The organism is Nocardiopsis sp. NPDC006832, from assembly GCF_040635885.1.
Lineage (GTDB): Bacteria > Actinomycetota > Actinomycetes > Streptosporangiales > Streptosporangiaceae > Nocardiopsis.
The window spans coordinates 13,264-29,673 of sequence record NZ_JBEYLC010000022.1 but is presented as its reverse complement, the minus strand read 5'-3'; the positions used below and the strand labels follow the sequence as shown (position 1 = coordinate 29,673).

The window sequence follows — 16,410 nt, the reverse complement described above, 5'->3', positions numbered from 1 at the left end:
CGAACCCCGGTCACAAGGGGGTCACGGGCATGGTCGCGCAGGTGACGCGGTACACAGCCCTCATCACGATCAGCCCGGTTTCTGACGGGTACGGTCGCCGTACAGTCACAGCCGCCGCGAGCCTCTTCGCCGGGGACGGCCGTCACACGAACGCCAGGGAGGATCAGCCGTGCCACACACGTCTTCGGATACCCCTTTCTCCCTCCCTGCGCTGATGGCGGCGGTCGCCGAGGCCGTACCGGAGCGGATCGCCCTCGTCGCGGGCCCACGTCGGCTCACCTACCGCGCCTTGGACGAACGGGCCACCCGATTGGCCCGACACCTGGTCGGCGCGGGTGTGCGCCCTGGTGAAAACGTGGCGATCCTGTCGTTCAACCGGGCCGAGTGGATGGAGTCGTTCCTCGGTGTGCTGCGCGCCGGAGCGGTGCCGGTCAACGTCAACTACCGGTACGTGGCCGGCGAACTGCGACACGTACTCTCCGACTCGCACGCGGCGGCGCTGATCGCCGAGGACTCCCTGGCTGCCACGGTCACGGCCATCCGACCGGATCTGCCACGACTGCGCCACGTGCTGCTGTTGGCCGACGGCACCGAGCGAACCGCCGAGGGGACGGACTACGAGTCCGCCCTGACCGCGCAGGGCGAGGACGTCGGAACCCCCCGGAGCGCGCTTCCCGGCACGAGCGGCGACGACCACTACCTGCTCTACACCGGCGGCACCACGGGGTACCCCAAGGGTGTGCTGTGGCGCCAGGCCGACGTCTTTCGCGCCGCCGTGGAACGTCGCTCCCCCGGCACCCCGCGCGCACGCACCCCCGAGGAAGTGGCCGAACGCGCCCTTCGTTGTTTCCCGCAGCGCATGCTGGTCCTGGGTCCGGTCATGCACGCGGCCGGGCAGTGGCACGCGTTGAGCATGTTGTTGTGCGGCAAGCGCGTGGTGCTGTCCACCGACCGCAGCTTCAGACCGGACCGTGTGCTGGAACTGGCGCACCGCGAGGGCGTACACGCGCTCCAGCTGGTGGGCGATGCGATGGCGCGGCCACTGGCGCGGCACCTGCTCACCGAACCCGAGCTGTGCCCGGACCTGACCTCGGTGCGTTCCGGTGGTACCCCGTTGACCCCGGCGGTGCGCAACCTGTGGAAGGCCTGGCGCGAGGACGTGGCCCTGGCCGACTCCTACGGGGGTTCGGAGACGGGTGTGTGCGGTTCGGCGACCGCACCCGACGAGGCGGCCACGGTCGCCGACACCACCGACCGTCGCAGCTTCACCATGGGTGGCAGCATCTCGGTGCTCGACGAGGCGTTGCGTCCGTTGCGGCCGGGGTCGCCGCGGGTCGGACGGATCGCGCGGACCGGACGGATCCCCTTGGGCTACTACAACGACCCCATCGCCACCGCTCGCACCTTTCCCACCGACGCCGAGGGGCGACGTTGGGCGTTGTCGGGCGACTACGGGACCCGGGCCACGGACGGTTCGATCGTCCTGTTGGGTCGGGGCAGCGTGGTCATCAACACCGCCGGGGAGAAGGTGTACCCCGAGGAGGTGGAGGCCGTGCTCAAGGCCCACCCGTCGGTGGACGACGTGATCGTGGTGCCCGCTCCGGACGAGAACCTCGGTCAGCGGGTCACGGCCCTGGTCTCGTTGGCCCCCGGCGGCAGCCCGGACGAGAAGGCGCTGCGCGCCCACTGCCGGGTTCGGTTGGCCGGGTTCAAGGTGCCCCGGACGGTGCACTTCGTGGACCGGGTCCGGCGCACCGCCGTGGGCAAACAGGACTACCGTTGGGCCGCTTCGGTGGCCGGGGAAGGTACCCCCAGCCCTCAATCGCGGTGACCCACGGGGGCTCCGGGAGGTCTCCTCATCCTCCCTCTGTGGCACCTCTCATTTCGGTCTCCGAGTCGGTACGCCACCAAGCAGCCGAAACGTGGTTTCGGCGCCCTTTCGATGCCTCCAGGACAGCTCCGGGACGCCTTCCGCCCTCGCCGACGGCACTAGAATGGCCACAGCCGGCCCGGGGCTCGCGGTCCCCCTCCCCCATCGTGTGGCCGGAGTGACGAACCTCGATGTTGGACCCGGGACCGTACCATCGGCGGGTTCATCGAGGTCCGTGCCGACCCAAGCACCCCTTTGACCGTCCGGTCCACCGTGGATACGGGACCGGCGGCACCATCAGGACGGAGGACGGCGCCCCCTTCCCGGTTCCCCGGAAGACGCGCCCGAGCATTCATGGCCAACTCAGTAGGCTCCTACATCTTCAACGCGGTGCGCGGCGGGGCCGTGGGCACCTCCGAAGCGCTTCCCGGTATCAGCGGTGGCACCGTCGCGCTCATCGTCGGCCTCTACGACCAGTTGATCGGTGGCGCGGGCCACATGGTCAGCGGGATCAAGCGCTACGTCACCGACGTGCCCCGAGGTCGCGGCAAGGACCGCGCTGTGGAGCAGTTCCGCCAGGTGGAATGGTCCGTCCTCGTCCCCGCCCTGATCGGCATGGCGGTGGCCCTGGTGGGAGCGTTGCTGCTCATCGCCCCGCTGGTGGAGGAGTACACCCAGTACGCATACGCGATCTTCTTCGGTCTGGTGCTCGCCTGTCTGTGGATCCCCTACACCGGCGCGGGCAAGTCATGGAAGGCCGGACACTACCTCCTGGCCCTGGTCTTCGCCGTACTGTCGTTCTTCCTGACCAGTCTCCCCGGCGCCAACCTGCCCCCGCACCCGGTGGTGGTCTTCCTCGTCGCCTCGGTAGCGATCTGCGCGCTGGTCCTGCCGGGCGTCTCCGGTTCCTTCATCCTGTTGGCCGTCGGTCTGTACACTCCGAGCAAGGACGCGTTGGAGAACCTCGACTTCGTCTACATCGGTGCCTTCGCCCTCGGCGCGCTCACCGGCCTGGCGCTCTTCGTCAAGGTCCTCCAGTACTTCCTGGAGAACTTCCACCACTTGACCCTGGTGGTCCTGACCGGCCTGATGGCGGGTTCGCTGCGTGCCCTGTGGCCCTGGCAGAGCGAGGACCGAGAGATCCTCGCTCCCACCGAGGTCCCGTTGACGGTCGCCCTGATGGTGGCCGGTTTCGCCATCATCGTGGTGTCCATCCTGTGGGAGCGCCGCAAGCGGCTCCAGCGTGAGGTCGAGGCCGGCCACGAGAGCGTCTCCGTCTGACCCTTAGAGTCGTACCCACAACCACATACCGAGTCGGGGTCGAGCGAGCGCTTCACCGCGCTTCGACCCCGACGGCGCGGGGTGCCGGGGAAACGACCCGGCTGAGAGCACACCCGTCGAACCTGCCCTAGTTCGTACTAGCGAAGGAACGCCGATGAGCGTGTACAACGTCGTGTCCATCGCCGGAAGCGACCCCAGTGGGGGCGCCGGCATCCAGGCGGACCTGAAATCGTTCTCCGCCCACGGGGTCTTCGGGATGAGCGTGGTGACGGCGTTGACCGCCCAGTCCACGCGCGGGGTCACCGGGGTTCACGGTGTCCCCGCTTCATTCGTCGTCGACCAGATGGAGACGCTGTTCGAGGACGCGACGGTCCACGCGGTCAAGGTGGGCATGCTGGGCACCGCCGAGGTCACCGAGGCCGTGGCCGCCGCGATCGACCGGCACGGGCTGTCGAACGTGGTGGTGGACCCGGTGATGGTCGCCAAGAGCGGCGACCGGTTGTTGGAGCGTTCGGCCATGGAGGCGCTGCGCGGTGAACTGCTGCCGCGCGCCGACCTCCTCACACCGAACCTGCCGGAGGCCGCCGACCTGCTCGACGAGGAGGAGGCCACGGACCTGGCCACGATGCGCTCCCAGGCCGAGAGGCTTTTGAAGCTGGGGCCGCGTCGGATCCTGCTCAAGGGCGGGCACCTGGCGGGGACCGACAGCGTCGACCTGCTGGTCGACGGGGAGTCCGCCCCGGTCGAGCTGAGCGCCACGCGCGTGGCGACCCGCAACACCCACGGCACCGGCTGCACCCTGTCCTCCGCGATCGCCGCGCTGATCCCCCAACGCCCGGACGTGGCCACCGCCGTGGCCGACGCCAAGACCTGGCTGACCGAGGCGCTGCGCCACGCCGACGAGATCGACGCCGGCGGCGGCCAGGGCCCCGTGCACCATTTCCACGCCTGGTGGTGATCACACGAAGGGGGGACCGGCCCGTGCGGACCGGTCCCCCCTTCATATTCTCCCCGTGGGGCGTGCGAGTCGGCTAGCGCTGGACGTCGTCCATCACCGCGTCCGGGTTACGCCAATCGGGGTGACCGAAGAACCTCTTGCTCTCCGCCACGATGACCGGGGACAGCAGGAGCAACCCCACCAGGTTCGGCAGCGCCATCAGGCCGTTGGCGATGTCGCTGAACAGCCAGACGGAGTCGAGGCTGGCGACCGAACCGATGAAGATGATGACGATGAAGATGAGTCGGTAGGGCAGGACCAGCTTGCGTCCGCCCAGGAACTCCACGCACCGCTCACCGTAGTAGGCCCAGCCGAGCAGGGTGCTGAAGGCGAAGACGGCCACGGAGGCCGCGACGACGTAGGCGCCCGCGGTACCGAAGGTGGGGCTGATGGCACCCAGCCCCTCGGTCATGGCCTGCGACGTCAGCAGCGAACCGTCCTCGGCCTCGTCTCCCTGCCACACACCGGTCACGATGATGACCAGGCAGGTCATGCTCACCACGATGATGGTGTCGATGAAGGTCTGGGTCATGGAGACCATGGCCTGACGGACCGGCTCCTTGGTCTTGGCCGCGGCGGCGGCGATACCACCGGTGCCCAGCCCGGACTCGTTGGAGAAGATGCCGCGGGCGAAGCCCATCTGGATGGCGAGCATGACACCGGCGCCCGCGAAACCGCCGACGGCGGAGGTCCCGGTGAAGGCGTCGGTGAACACCAGCTGGAAGGCGGGCAGGAGCGACTGCCAGTTGGCGATGAGCACGACGAGGCAGATGCCGACGTAACCGATGATCATGATCGGCACGAGGCCGGAGGCGACACGACCGATGCTCTTGATGCCACCGAGGATCACTCCGCCGGACAGGATCATCAGAGCGAGGCCGATGACCCACGGCTCCAGCGGGGTGACGCTGCTGACCTGTTGGGCCACGGTGTTGGCCTGGGTGCCGTTACCGATACCGAAGGCCGCGATGGCGCCGAAGACCGCGAAGGCGACACCGAGGAAGGTGCCGAGCCCACCCTTGATCCCGTACTTGAGGTAGTACATCGGGCCGCCGCTCTGCTCACCCTTGGCGTCGGTGCGGCGGTACTTCACCCCCAGGAGGGCCTCGCTGTACTTGGTGGCCATACCGAAGATGCCGATGAACCACATCCAGAACAGCGCGCCCGGGCCACCGACACCGATGGCCAGCGCGGCGCCCGCGATGTTACCGACGCCGACGGTGGCGGCGAGCGCGGTGCTCAGTGCCTGGTAGTGGGAGATGTCGCCCTCGACGGAGGAGTCCTCCTTGCGACGGACGAGGGCGAGCCAAAGGGCGTGCGGGAGCCTGAGCAGCTGAAGGAGGCGCAGCCGGATGGTGAGGAAGACACCGACACCCAACAACAACGGAATGAGGACGAAGGGTCCCCAGATGACGTCGCTGATGATGCCGGCCATCTCAAGGAGTTGGTCCACAGGGGATCTCCCTTTCGGTGAGTGCGTGGGGCCGAGAGATCCGAGGGTGGAACAGAGGGACCGTTGTTCGCGGAGTCACATCGGCACAGGTGGGTGCATTTCGATATCGGCAAAGAATGACACTGACGCGTAACGAACGAATCACATGTGTTCGACATGAACGTTGCGCCGCGCCGGTGTCACCTCGGGTGCGCGACGGGGCGCACCCTCAGTCCGCCTTGTCGTCGTCCTCGGCGTGGGCCAGCGCGAGCCTGCTGAGCGCGGCCGCGGCCTCCTCCGGGTCCGCTCCCCTACCGACCGCCACACCCAACAGATAGGTGGTGAGCGGCGCCGCGGGGCGGGCGACGGAGTGCGCGGCGTCTCGGGCCAGATCGAGGATCCTGTCGACGTCGGCCTTCTGGAGCGGCTCGCTCCCGGACAGTTCGAGCTCCTCGAACACCAGCCTCGACCATTCCACCAGGGTCACCGCTCGACTCCTCAAAGGTGTGTCCTGCAACGTTTTCGGCGATCATGCCATCCCGGGGTCACGCGACGGCCAGACGACCGTACACGCCTGGTCACCGCCCGATCCTCCAACCCTCCCCCTTCCGACGGGGCGGGTTCGCTCGGGCTGCGACCCCGGTTCACACTCCGAGCCTAGCGTCGGGAGCAGCGATATTCCGGCGTTGGGAGCCCGTTCGCATGTCCCCCATGACCCCGCTCGTCGACACCATCCCGAACACCCCACCGGGCCGCCCTCTTCGGGTGGCCGTCGTGACCGAGTCGTTCCTGCCCCAGGTCAATGGAGTCACCAATTCCGTGTGTCGGGTGCTGGAGCACCTGGCCGCCGAGGGCCACCAGGCCGTGGTGCTGGCGCCCGGTCGCGGACCCACTTCGTACGCCGGGTTCCCGGTGGTACGACTGCCCGCCGTCCCCCTACCCGTGTACCGGGACTTCGCGGTCGGCCTGCCCCTGCGGCGGGCGATGACCGCCGCCCTGCGCGCCTTCGCCCCCGACGTGGTCCACCTGGCCTCCCCCACCCTCTTCGGCGCCGCCGCCGTGGACGTGGCGCGACGTTGGGCGCTGCCGACCGTGGGCGTGTTCCAGACCGACCTGGCCGGTTTCGCCGGTCGGTACGGTCTGCCCGGAACCGAGACGCTCTGGTCGTTGCTGCACCGGATCCACTCCGCCGTGGACCGCACCCTGGTGCCCTCCTCCGCCACGGTGGAGGCGTTGTCGGACCGCGGATTCCCCCGGTTGGCCCTGTGGCGTCGCGGGGTGGACACCGACCGGTTCCACCCCGACCACCGTTCCGAGGGGTTGCGGCGCCGTCTGGCCCCGAACGGCGAGACGCTCGTCGGATACGTGGGCCGGCTGTCCAAGGACAAGCGCGTGGAGCTGCTGGGTCACCTGGCGCGCCTGCGCAACATCCGGATCGTGGTGGTCGGTGACGGCCCCGACCGGGCCCGGCTGCGCCGGATGCTGCCCGACGCGGTCTTCACCGGTCAGCGCACCGGCCAGGACCTGTCCCGGCTGTACGCGGCGTTGGACGTGTTCGTGCACACCGGGGCCGACGAGACCTTCTGCCAGACCGTCCAGGAGTCGCTGGCCTCCGGGGTGCCGGTGGTGGCCCCCGCCGCGGGTGGCCCGCTGGACCTGATCACCGACGAGCACAACGGGTTGCTGTTCGCGCCCGACTCGTCGCGTGAGCTGAAGGTGGCGGTGGGCCGGCTGGCGCACAACCACCGGGTGCGCGAGCCGATGCGGGCCGCGGCCCGGCCCTCGGTGGAGCACCGCACCTGGGCCGCAGTCAACACCGACCTCGTCGCGCACTACCGGTCGGTGATCGCCCCCAGCCGGGAGCTGGCCGAGCGGTCGGCGCAGACGCAGGGGGCCTGACCCACAGCGGCCGTGACCCCGCCGTGCCACCGTCCCCGAACATGACGAACGGGCCCCTCCCCGGGAGAGATATGGGGAGGGACCCGTCGGTTGTGTCCGCCGCGCCCCCTTAAAACGAGGCGGCCACAAGCTGTGGGGGCCGGATCAGCTCACCGACCGCGCGACCTCGCGTCGCACCGGGACGACCGTGGCGGCGTGGGCCGGGCCCTTGTCCAGCAGACCGCCGAGCACCTCGGTGAGTCGGTCCAGGTGGGCGCGGATCCACGGCAGCGCCAGGGGATCGTGTGCGGAAAGGGCCGCGTAACGACGCTCCTCGGAGTCGCCGTAGAGCAGGCTGGTGGCCACCCGCATGCGCAGGGTGTGGGGGCTCTCCCCGAACTCCACGGCCGGCAGGACGCCCATGCCGTACCCGTCCAGCAACAGTCCGGTCAGCTCGGGCCCGGTCGTGACCCCGTGCAGGGTCCGCAGGCGCTCCCGGACGGGCTCGAAGTCCGGGTACAGGTAGAAGGCGGCGCTGGGCGCGGCGACGTTCGCCCCGGCCGCGACGAAGACGTCGGTGACGGCTCGGGCGACGATGCCGTGCAGACGGCGACTGCGGTCGATGTGGTCGACGAGCTCGGTGGGTTCGGCGAAGGCGTGCGAGGCGGCCTGCTGGACCGGTGCGGCCGGACTGGACCAGATCTCGCTGGCCACCCCCAGGAGTCCGCCGCGCAGCCGGTGACCGATCTCGGAGTCGGGCAGGCGCAGGACGCCGATCCGCCAGCCGCCCAGGGCCAGGTTCTTGCTCAGGCCGGTGGAGATGACGGTGCGTTCGGGCGCGAACTCGGCGGGGCTGTGCACGACGACGCGGTCCTCGCCGTCGGAGTCGAGGTGGACGAGGTCCCGGTAGATCTCGTCGGAGATGATGATGAGGTCGAGTTCGCGGGCGACGTCGGCGAGCCGTCGAACGGTCTCGACGTCGGCGACGGTCCCGGTCGGGTTGTCCGGGAGGGTGACGACGACGGCGTTGACGGTGCGACCCTGCTCGCGGGCGTCGGTGACGGCGGCGTGCAGTAGGTCGGGCTGGGGTACGCCGCCCTGTCCGGTGGCGGTCGGCACCATGATGGGGCTCTGGCCGACCAGGCGGCTCTGCGCCGCGTAGCTGACCCAGCTGGGCGCGGCGATGGCGGTGTCACCGCCGATCTCCAGGAGAAGGCTGTAGAGCAGGGGCTTGCTGCCTGGGCCCGCGATGACCAGGTCCGGGTCGGTGTCCAGTCCTCGGCGGCTCCAGTAGCCGGCGGCCGCCTCGCGGAGCGCCGCCGATCCGGCGACCGGCCCGTAGGCGTTGGCGCCGTTTCCCGCGGAGAGGTGGTCGCGCATGACGGGGTGTACCGGAAGGCCGGCCTCACCGAAGCCGAGTGGAAGCACGCGTACCCCTTGGCGACGCTTCTCGTTGAGTGCTTCGTTGACGGCGAGAGTGGCGGACACAGTGACGGTCATGGACGACTCATCTCCGAGATGGCGTTAGGCACGGGGTCAGACCCCGAGCCGGTGTTCCGCTCTTCGTCTGACCTCTTCTGTGTTCCAGCCTGCCCATCGATCGCCATCAGCACAAGCGCGGCTTTTTGATGCTGAGCGTAAGATGTCCTTATGCTTGATCTCCATCGTCTGCAGTTGCTCCGTGAGTTCAGCGTTCGGGGCACCATCGTCGCCACCGCGAACGCCCTCGGTTACACCCCTTCGGCGGTGTCACAGCAACTGACCACGCTCGAACGGGAGACGGGTGTGGCCTTGCTGGATCGCTCTCCTCGCGGGGCGGAGTTGACCGATGCCGGTCGGCTGCTGGTGGTCCAGGCCGAGGAGATCCTGGCGATGGTCGAGGCGGCCGAGTCGGTCCTGGCCGAACAGGCGGACGTGGCCTTGGGCGTGGTCACCGTCACGGCCTTCCCGACCGCCGCGGTGGCGTTCGCGCCCGAGTTGGCGCCGCCGTTGCGCCGGCACCAGGGCATGCAACTGGTGTTGCGGCAGACATTGCTGTCCACCGGAACGCAGAAGGTGCGTTCCCGCGAGGTCGACATCGCGATCGTCGACGACTGGAGCGGCAAGCACCCGGGGCGGGGTGCGGACAGCGCCCTACGCCACGTCCACCTGCTGCGGGACCCGATGGTGTTGGCCGTCCCGGAGGACCACCGGTTGGCGGAGCCGACGTTCCCGCTGGTCCTGGACCGGCTGCTCAACGAGTCGTGGATCGTGGCGCCCGAGGGCGAGCGTTCGCGTTACGGCACGGACAAGCTCTTCGAGGAAGCCGGCGGCCTGCCCGCCGCCACCTGGGAGTTCGAGGGTCTGGGCACGATCTTGAGCCTGGTGTCGAGGGGGATCGGAATCGCCGCGGTCCCGGCGCTGGCGATGGTGGGCGCTCCGGCGGGACTGGTCTACCGGAAACTGCCCTCGCCCCCGGTCCGGCACGTGTACGCGGTGCTGCGGCCGGCGTCGCTGCGCAGGCCGGCGGTGCGGGTGACCCTGGACGCCCTGCGGCAGGCCGCGCGCGGTGTGGAGGACGACATCGACCCGCTCACCACCGACGACGAGCCCACCATGTGACGCGGGTCCGTGGCGGGAGGGCGGATCCCAGGGGGCCTCACACGTCGAACGCGACACGTGGCGAACGTGTCGCGTTCATCGGTCGGGTATCGGTTCCGTGGTCTCACTCGCCGTCCCCTCTTCGGCGCGCCTTGTCGATCTTGCGTCGGATCCGACGACAGACGTGTCGGGCCCGGTCACGGTCGTCACGAGCGTTCCACCAGCGCGCGTAGGCTTCCAGCCTTCTCTTGCGCAGGGAATCCAGCTCCGCCTCCATCCGGTTCACCCGGTGCTCCAGGTCGATCCGTTCACGTTCGAACGCCGACATGTCTCGCTCATGGAACCCCGCCTCCCGCTCGGCGCTGAGCAGTCGATCGTTGAGGCCCTCGGTCGTGTTACCGCCCTTGGCGGTCCGGCCGAGGCCTGTCTGTCCACTGATGCCTTCGAACCACACAACCACTTGTGTTTCCTGTATCGCCCGAACATCACTGTTGGCTACGCAAAGAATGCGGAAAGTGGCATTAGCCGCTTATGTCGCTTTTGCTGGCCGATGTTCTCCGGGCACCGGTCGTTCAGGCGACCAGGGAACGCTCCCCCGGTAGGACGGCCGCCCCCCATTCTCGGAGCCTCCGGTACACCTGCTCGAACCGCTCCAGCGACCGGTGGTGGTCGTGTTCCAGGGCGACCTCACGGCTCGCCTCCCCCAGCTTCTCCCGGTCCGGACCGAGCACCGCGAGCAGACGTTCGGCCAGCACCGCGTCGTCCCCCGGCGGGAACAGGTACCCGTTGTGCCCTTCCGACACCAGGTGCGGCAGGGCCATCGCGTCGGCCGCCACCACCGGCAGCCCCGTCGCCATCGCCTCCAACGTCGCGATGCTCTGCAGCTCGGCCACGCCCGCGATCGCGAAGGCGTCACCCGCCGCGTACACCGACGGCAGGTCCTCGTCCGGTACGAACCCCAGGAAGAACACGCGGTCGGCCACGCCGAGGCGGGCCGCCAGTTCCCTCAGCTCGCCCTCACGCTGCCCGGTCCCGGCCAGCGCCAACTGCACGTCCCGCTCCGGCGCGATCCTGGCCAGGGCCCGGATCGTCTCGTCGATCCGCTTCTCCTCGTCCAGACGCCCCACGAACACCACCGTGGCGCGGTCGGGCAACCCGAACCGGGCACGCGGCCCGGACCGATCCGAGCACGGGTGGAAACGTTCCAGGTCGATCCCGCAGGAGATCGCCTCGATGTCGCGGGCGAACCCCTTCTCCCGCAGCAGCGCCGCGGCGCGCGGGGTCGGCGTGGTCACGTGGTCGGCCTCCATCGCCACCCGCACCATGTCCCGCCAGGCGGCGGCGCCGGCGGCCCGCCGCATCGACCGCGGCACCCGGGCGTGCGCGTACAGGTTGTCCGGCATGAAGTGGTTGGTGAGCACCACCGGCACGGCCACCGAACGTGCCCGCCGCAGCGTCGAACGGCTCAGCGTGAAATGACTCTGGATGTGGACGACGTCGGGGTCCAGGCGCCGCAGGATCCGGGATATGTGTCCTCCCATCCCCAGTGGCAGGGCCGCCCGCATGTCCGATTGGAAGGGGATCGGGACCGACCTGAGTCTGTGTTCGGTGACCCTTCCGTTCACCGTCACGTACGGCTCGCCCTCCGCCGAGGGGCACACCACGTGCACGCGATGCCCCCGCTCGGCCAGCCCCTCCGCCAGGCGATGGGTGAAGTACCCGGCGCCGTTGACGTCCGGCGGGTAGGTGTCCGACGCGATGAGCACGTTCAGTGGACTCTCGGGGTGGAACATGGTGGGAACTCCTTCGTTCGACGTGGCGGTGCTCGCGGCGGTCGCCGATGCCTCAGTGGGAGCGGCCGTGGGCGGTGGTGGTCGTGGGAGCGTTGGGGACGGCCTCCGGGTTTCGGTGGCGGGAACGGGCCAGGATCACCGTGCCCAGGACCGCCAGGACGGCGAAGAGCGCGGCCGCGGTGGCCGTCAGCGGGGTGTCGGGCACACCTTCTCCCAGGAGGAGGACGCCGATGCCCACCCCGACCACCGGGTCGGCGATGAGCAGGGTGGCGTAGGCGGCGGCGAAGTGACCGGTGCGGTAGGCGTTCTGCAACAGCAGGGCTCCGAACACCGCGGTGACGATGGCCAACACCGTCAGCCAACCGAACAGGTGGATCGGGTCGGCCATGGTGTTGGCGGACACCACCCGGGCCAACCCGGAGGTGGTGCCCAGCGCCGCCCCGCCGGCCAGGGCGAGCGCGAGCGCGCGTGCGTTGCTGGGCATCCACTGGGCGGTGACGTACACGATGGTGCCCGAGCCGATGACGATCCCGGACAGCCACAGCGCGGTCCCGGTCGACATCACGGGGCTCTGAGCACCGTGCGGGAACAACCACAGGACACCGACCAGACCCACCATGACGGCGGCCCCGGCCAGGATCTGCGAGAGGGGCACCCGTTGTCGGTTGAACAACGCCGACAGCACGATGGCGAACAGCAGGCCCGTCACACCGATGGGCTGGATGATGGTCAGGGGCGCCCCACTGAGGGCGATCAGGTGCAGCGTCGCACCCAACACGGCCGCACCGCTGCCCAGCAGCCAACGGGGCTGGCGCAGCAGGTGCAGGAGGAAACCCGCTCGGGCGACCCGCCCTCCGGGGGCCCGAACGGCGTCGCGCTCCTGCATGGCCGAGCCGAACGCCAGGCTGAAGGCCCCCGCCACCGCGATCAACACGGACCAGAGCATCAGCGGCTCCGGCCCGGTCGGTGCGCGACGTCATCGTGCGCCCCTGGTGTCATCGGCGGCATCCCGTCTCCTCCGGCACTGTGTCCTCCATCCGTTCCCACTTCCGGGAACCGGATACGTTCACGAGGGTACGGACCGGGTCGTGGCCAGGCGATAAGGACGACCCCCGTCTTGGAGGTGGTACAGGCCCTCCCTCCCCATAGGTGCGCCCCCCACCTTCCGTAGACCGCGGGCCTTGTCGTTCCGGCGATGCGTTCATCGGCCCCCTCGTCCCTACGTCTGCCGCAATCGCCCGTGCCCTAAGAGTCCGCACGGGTCAAAAGTCGGTATGGGGATCCGTCACCGCATCATTTATGGGACCTTTCGGCGCCGAACCCTTGGGGCACGGCGAGGATTCGTGACAGGATGTCCGATAGTGGTCTAGACCGGATAGGAGCAGTGCCTCGTGCCTGACAACCCCCGCAACTCCCCCGTCTCCCTCCTCCCCCGCCCCGTCGAGGTCACCACCGACGGACCGGAGGGCCTGGTACTCGACACCGACACCCACATCTCCGCGGACCAGGCCGCCGGCCCGACCTTGACCTGGCTGCGGCGTGAACTCGGCACCGCGACCGGGCTTCCCCTGTCCGTCGGTCACGAGCAGGACGCGCGGATCCGACTGAGCGTGGACCCCACCGCCGGGCTGGGCGAGGAGGGCTACCGCTTGATCGTGGACGCCGCGGGCGCCATCGTCGTCGGCCACGACCCCGCCGGTGTCTTCTACGGGGCGCAGACCCTGCGCCAACTCCTGCCCGTCGACGCCTACCGCGACGCGCCCGTGGGCGAGGCCACCGGCAGGTGGAGGCTGCCCTGCGTGCGCGTCACCGACTCCCCCCGCTTCCGCTGGCGCGGGGCCATGCTCGACATCGCCCGACACTTCGTGCCCAAACGCGAGATCCTCCGGTTCGTCGACCTCCTCGCGATGCACAAACTCAACGTGCTGCACCTGCACCTGACCGACGACCAGGGCTGGCGGGTCGAGATCCGCCGCTACCCGAAGCTGACCGAGAAGGGTTCCTGGCGCACCGAGAGCCAGGTCGGCATGACCAAGCCGCCGGTGTTCGACGGGCGCCCGCACGGTGGTTTCCTCACCCAGGACGACATCCGCGAGATCGTCGCCTACGCCGCCGCGCGACACATCACGGTGGTCCCGGAGATCGACGTGCCCGGCCACTCCCAGGCCGCCATCCACGCCTACCCCGAGCTGGGCGAGGTCGGCGAGATCCCGGTGGGGACCCGATGGGGCATCTTCGACGAGGTGCTGGCCGTCACCGACCACGTGATCGAGTTCTACGAGAACGTCTTCGACGAGCTCATCGAACTGTTCCCGAGCCCCTACATCCACGTGGGCGGGGACGAGTGCCCCAAGACCCAGTGGAAGAACAGCGAGTCCGCCCAACAGCGCATCCGCGAGGAGGGGCTGGCCGACGAGGACGAGTTGCAGAGCTGGTTCATCCGGCGACTCGACGCCCACCTCACCAAGCGCGGCCGTCGTCTGCTGGGCTGGGACGAGATCCTCGAAGGAGGACTGGCGCCGGGCGCGACCGTGCTCTCCTGGCGGGGCGAGGAGGGCGGGATCGACGCCGCCCGCTCCGGACACGACGTCATCATGGCCCCCACCGCCACCTCCTACCTGGACTACAAGCAGTCCGAGAGCCCGGACGAGCCGGTGCCGGTGGGCACCCTGCTGCGGGTGGAGGACGTGTACGCCGGCGACCCCGTGCCGGCCGACCTCACCGAGAAGGAGGCCGAGCACGTCCTGGGCGCCCAGGTGAACCTGTGGACCGAGCACATCGACACGCCCCGGCGTCTGGACTACATGGTCTTCCCCCGCCTGTCGGCGTTCGCCGAGAAGGTGTGGTCGACCAACGAGCGCGACTACGCCGAGTTCGAGCCGCGGCTGCTGCATCACCTCGGCCGCTTGGACGCTGCGGGCGTGGAGTACCGCCCGATGGACGGCCCCCGCCCCTGGCACGGCCGCCCCGGCGTCCAGGGCTGGGGCTGAAGGATCCTTGGGCTCTCGCGCCATCGTCGGCGCGAGAGCCTCATCCCGGCTCACCGGACGCTGCTTCCCAAGCCACCGATCCTCCGTCCGGCGCCGCCGCGCCACGGGGAGGAGCGGAGGCCCCTAGGGCGTGTTCCGCGGATCATTCCGGGCTCGCGACCACCAGGCTGCCTCTCGCTGCGCCGACTTCGCTCGGACAGCCAAACCCGGGCTGACCTTCGCTCCTCGTCTTGCGAGAGATTGCCTGGAGGCCGCTCGCGTCGATCGGCGCAAGCGCCGAACCAACCGAAAGCATCCACGGAACACGCCCTAGAAGTAGGTGGCGGTCGCGTCGACCACCCGGTCGTCGTCATCGACCACCGGGATCACCTGCCACCGGTCGAAGGCCGTGCAGGGGTGGGAGATACCGAAGGAGAACAGGTCGCCCGGGCGCACCCCCAACCCGCTCGGAACCCTCAGGTAGGCGTGGTGATCGTTGAGGTCGAACACCTCCACCCCCTCGGCCGGGACCTCGGTGCCATCGGCGCGGCGCAGCACCCGAGGGATCGGGAACCCCTGGTCGTGATTGGCCTCCCGGCGGCCCATGCCGGCGATCGCCAGCCCTTCTTCCGGGGTCGAGGTGACCTGCGCCCACAGTTCGAGGGCGCCCGAGAGGCTCTCGGGCCCCTCGGGAAGTCGGTTGTAGGGCGTGGTGCGCAGGTACAGGCCGTCGTCGTGGGCGACGTAGGCGCCGCTACGCAGGATCGGTAGGACGTCCTCGCGCCCGCCCAGCGTTTCCGCGACCAGGTCGAACCAGGCGCTGCCGCCCACCGAGAGCACCGGGCGCGTCGGGCCGTGTGCGTCGGCCAGCGCGGCGGCGTCACCGAGGAGGTCGTCGAGGAAACCTCGTACGCCCGCGGCGTCGCCCAGTGGCCCCTCGTAACCGGCGATTCCGGCCACGTCCAGACCCGGGGCGCTCGCCACCTCACGGGCGACGGCCAGTACCTCCTCTCGGGTCCGGCAACCGGTACGACCGCCCGGGACACCACGCTCGATCAACACCTGGAGCGGTCGTGCCCCCTCGCGCGGCGTGGCGTGGGGAGCGACGGCCTGGGAGGCGACGGCGACGCCCTCCGGTGAATCGACGTAGAGGAGGAACTCGAAGTCGGGGTCGGAGTCGAGTTCGGCGGCCACCCAGCGCAACGCCTTCGGGTCGAGCAGTTCGTTGGCGAGCAGGATCCGGCGGACCCCGAACCGGCGGAAGTCCAGTACCTGGTTCGCGGTGGCCGCGGTGATCCCCCAAGCGCCCGCGTCGAGCTGGCGCCGGGTGATCAGGGGTGACATGGCGGTCTTGCCGTGCGGGGCGAACAGCAACCCGCGATCGCGGGTGAAGTCGGCGAGCGCGGCGACGTTGCGGTCCAGGGCCGAGGCGCGCAACACCATCAGCGGCCAGGTGAACGGGCCGTCGAAGAGATGGTCCTTGCGGGCGACGAACTCGTCGAGGGTGACGGGTTCCCCCGGCCACCACAGGCCCTTGGTGCGCCAGTCGACGTACTCGGTGGGGATGGTCGGCCGTTCACTCACGTGGTCTCCGCTCCGTGGCCGGGCCC

General features: G+C 69.7%; 13 protein-coding genes and 1 riboswitch. Of the genes, 6 read left to right on the top strand and 7 right to left on the bottom strand.

Features of this window, described 5'->3' with window-relative positions; genetic code table 11:
• The first annotated feature begins 169 nt into the window (after positions 1-169).
• The 3 genes from ABZ717_RS13015 (at position 170) to thiD (ending at position 4,109) form a co-directional block, all read left to right on the top strand.
• Positions 170-1,831 (top strand): acyl-CoA synthetase, encoded by a 1,662-nt coding sequence (locus tag ABZ717_RS13015; protein WP_358508922.1) that lies wholly within the window; start codon positions 170-172, stop codon positions 1,829-1,831.
• 393 nt (positions 1,832-2,224) lie between these two features.
• The gene (locus ABZ717_RS13010; protein WP_358508921.1) at positions 2,225-3,151 is read left to right on the top strand and encodes a DUF368 domain-containing protein; all 927 of its coding nucleotides are present in this window, start codon (positions 2,225-2,227) and stop codon (positions 3,149-3,151) included.
• A gap of 67 nt (positions 3,152-3,218) precedes the next feature.
• A riboswitch (TPP riboswitch) is annotated at positions 3,219-3,317 on the top strand.
• Positions 3,306-4,109 carry a bifunctional hydroxymethylpyrimidine kinase/phosphomethylpyrimidine kinase gene (thiD, locus tag ABZ717_RS13005; RefSeq protein WP_358508919.1) on the top strand — a complete coding sequence of 268 codons (804 nt, stop codon included), beginning with the start codon at positions 3,306-3,308 and terminating at the stop codon, positions 4,107-4,109. Its footprint overlaps the riboswitch before it by 12 nt.
• Positions 4,110-4,182: 73 nt before the next feature.
• Here thiD and ABZ717_RS13000 read toward each other — a convergent pair whose 3' ends face one another.
• Both ABZ717_RS13000 and ABZ717_RS12995 read right to left on the bottom strand, forming a co-directional pair.
• Positions 4,183-5,601, bottom strand: a complete 1,419-nt coding sequence (locus ABZ717_RS13000; RefSeq protein WP_358508917.1) for a sodium:alanine symporter family protein — start codon at positions 5,599-5,601, stop codon at positions 4,183-4,185.
• A 208-nt stretch (positions 5,602-5,809) separates the two neighbouring features.
• Positions 5,810-6,067: a DUF6457 domain-containing protein gene (locus ABZ717_RS12995; RefSeq protein WP_358508915.1), complete on the bottom strand. Its 258-nt coding sequence runs from the start codon at positions 6,065-6,067 to the stop codon at positions 5,810-5,812.
• Between the two features lie 215 nt (positions 6,068-6,282).
• On the opposite strand from ABZ717_RS12995, the gene ABZ717_RS12990 reads away from it, so the two are divergent.
• Positions 6,283-7,479: a glycosyltransferase family 1 protein gene (locus ABZ717_RS12990; protein WP_358508914.1), complete on the top strand. Its 1,197-nt coding sequence runs from the start codon at positions 6,283-6,285 to the stop codon at positions 7,477-7,479.
• 144 nt (positions 7,480-7,623) lie between these two features.
• Here the strand turns inward: ABZ717_RS12990 and ABZ717_RS12985 are convergent, their stop codons facing one another.
• Complete coding sequence (locus ABZ717_RS12985) at positions 7,624-8,958, bottom strand: pyridoxal phosphate-dependent aminotransferase (RefSeq protein WP_358508912.1); 1,335 nt, start codon at positions 8,956-8,958, stop codon at positions 7,624-7,626.
• 150 nt (positions 8,959-9,108) lie between these two features.
• On the opposite strand from ABZ717_RS12985, the gene ABZ717_RS12980 reads away from it, so the two are divergent.
• Positions 9,109-10,059, top strand: a complete 951-nt coding sequence (locus ABZ717_RS12980) for a LysR family transcriptional regulator (RefSeq protein WP_358508910.1) — start codon at positions 9,109-9,111, stop codon at positions 10,057-10,059.
• Between the two features lie 103 nt (positions 10,060-10,162).
• Here ABZ717_RS12980 and ABZ717_RS12975 read toward each other — a convergent pair whose 3' ends face one another.
• From ABZ717_RS12975 to ABZ717_RS12965, 3 genes are all read right to left on the bottom strand, one after another.
• Complete coding sequence (locus ABZ717_RS12975; RefSeq protein WP_358508998.1) at positions 10,163-10,492, bottom strand: hypothetical protein; 330 nt, start codon at positions 10,490-10,492, stop codon at positions 10,163-10,165.
• Between the two features lie 118 nt (positions 10,493-10,610).
• Positions 10,611-11,831, bottom strand: a complete 1,221-nt coding sequence (locus tag ABZ717_RS12970; protein WP_358508908.1) for a glycosyltransferase — start codon at positions 11,829-11,831, stop codon at positions 10,611-10,613.
• 52 nt (positions 11,832-11,883) lie between these two features.
• A complete protein-coding gene (locus ABZ717_RS12965; protein ID WP_358508906.1) occupies positions 11,884-12,777 on the bottom strand; it encodes a DMT family transporter in 894 nt (297 codons plus the stop codon).
• A 445-nt stretch (positions 12,778-13,222) separates the two neighbouring features.
• Between ABZ717_RS12965 and ABZ717_RS12960 the strand changes: the two genes are divergently transcribed.
• Positions 13,223-14,821 (top strand): beta-N-acetylhexosaminidase, encoded by a 1,599-nt coding sequence (locus ABZ717_RS12960; RefSeq protein ID WP_358508904.1) that lies wholly within the window; start codon positions 13,223-13,225, stop codon positions 14,819-14,821.
• A gap of 309 nt (positions 14,822-15,130) precedes the next feature.
• Here ABZ717_RS12960 and ABZ717_RS12955 read toward each other — a convergent pair whose 3' ends face one another.
• Positions 15,131-16,384, bottom strand: a complete 1,254-nt coding sequence (locus ABZ717_RS12955) for an alanine racemase (protein WP_358508902.1) — start codon at positions 16,382-16,384, stop codon at positions 15,131-15,133.
• Positions 16,385-16,410 lie beyond the last annotated feature (26 nt).

Bases quoted from the DNA above. Each gene is read 5' to 3' on its own strand.
- ABZ717_RS13010 (WP_358508921.1), top strand. From the start codon at position 2,225: ATGGCCAACTCAGTAGGCTCCTACATCTTCAACGCGGTGCGCGGCGGG.
- thiD (WP_358508919.1), top strand. From the start codon at position 3,306: ATGAGCGTGTACAACGTCGTGTCCATCGCCGGAAGCGACCCCAGTGGG.
- ABZ717_RS12990 (WP_358508914.1), top strand. From the start codon at position 6,283: ATGTCCCCCATGACCCCGCTCGTCGACACCATCCCGAACACCCCACCG.
- ABZ717_RS12985 (WP_358508912.1), bottom strand. From the start codon at position 8,958: ATGACCGTCACTGTGTCCGCCACTCTCGCCGTCAACGAAGCACTCAAC.
- ABZ717_RS12980 (WP_358508910.1), top strand. From the start codon at position 9,109: ATGCTTGATCTCCATCGTCTGCAGTTGCTCCGTGAGTTCAGCGTTCGG.
- ABZ717_RS12970 (WP_358508908.1), bottom strand. From the start codon at position 11,831: ATGTTCCACCCCGAGAGTCCACTGAACGTGCTCATCGCGTCGGACACC.
- ABZ717_RS12965 (WP_358508906.1), bottom strand. From the start codon at position 12,777: ATGCTCTGGTCCGTGTTGATCGCGGTGGCGGGGGCCTTCAGCCTGGCG.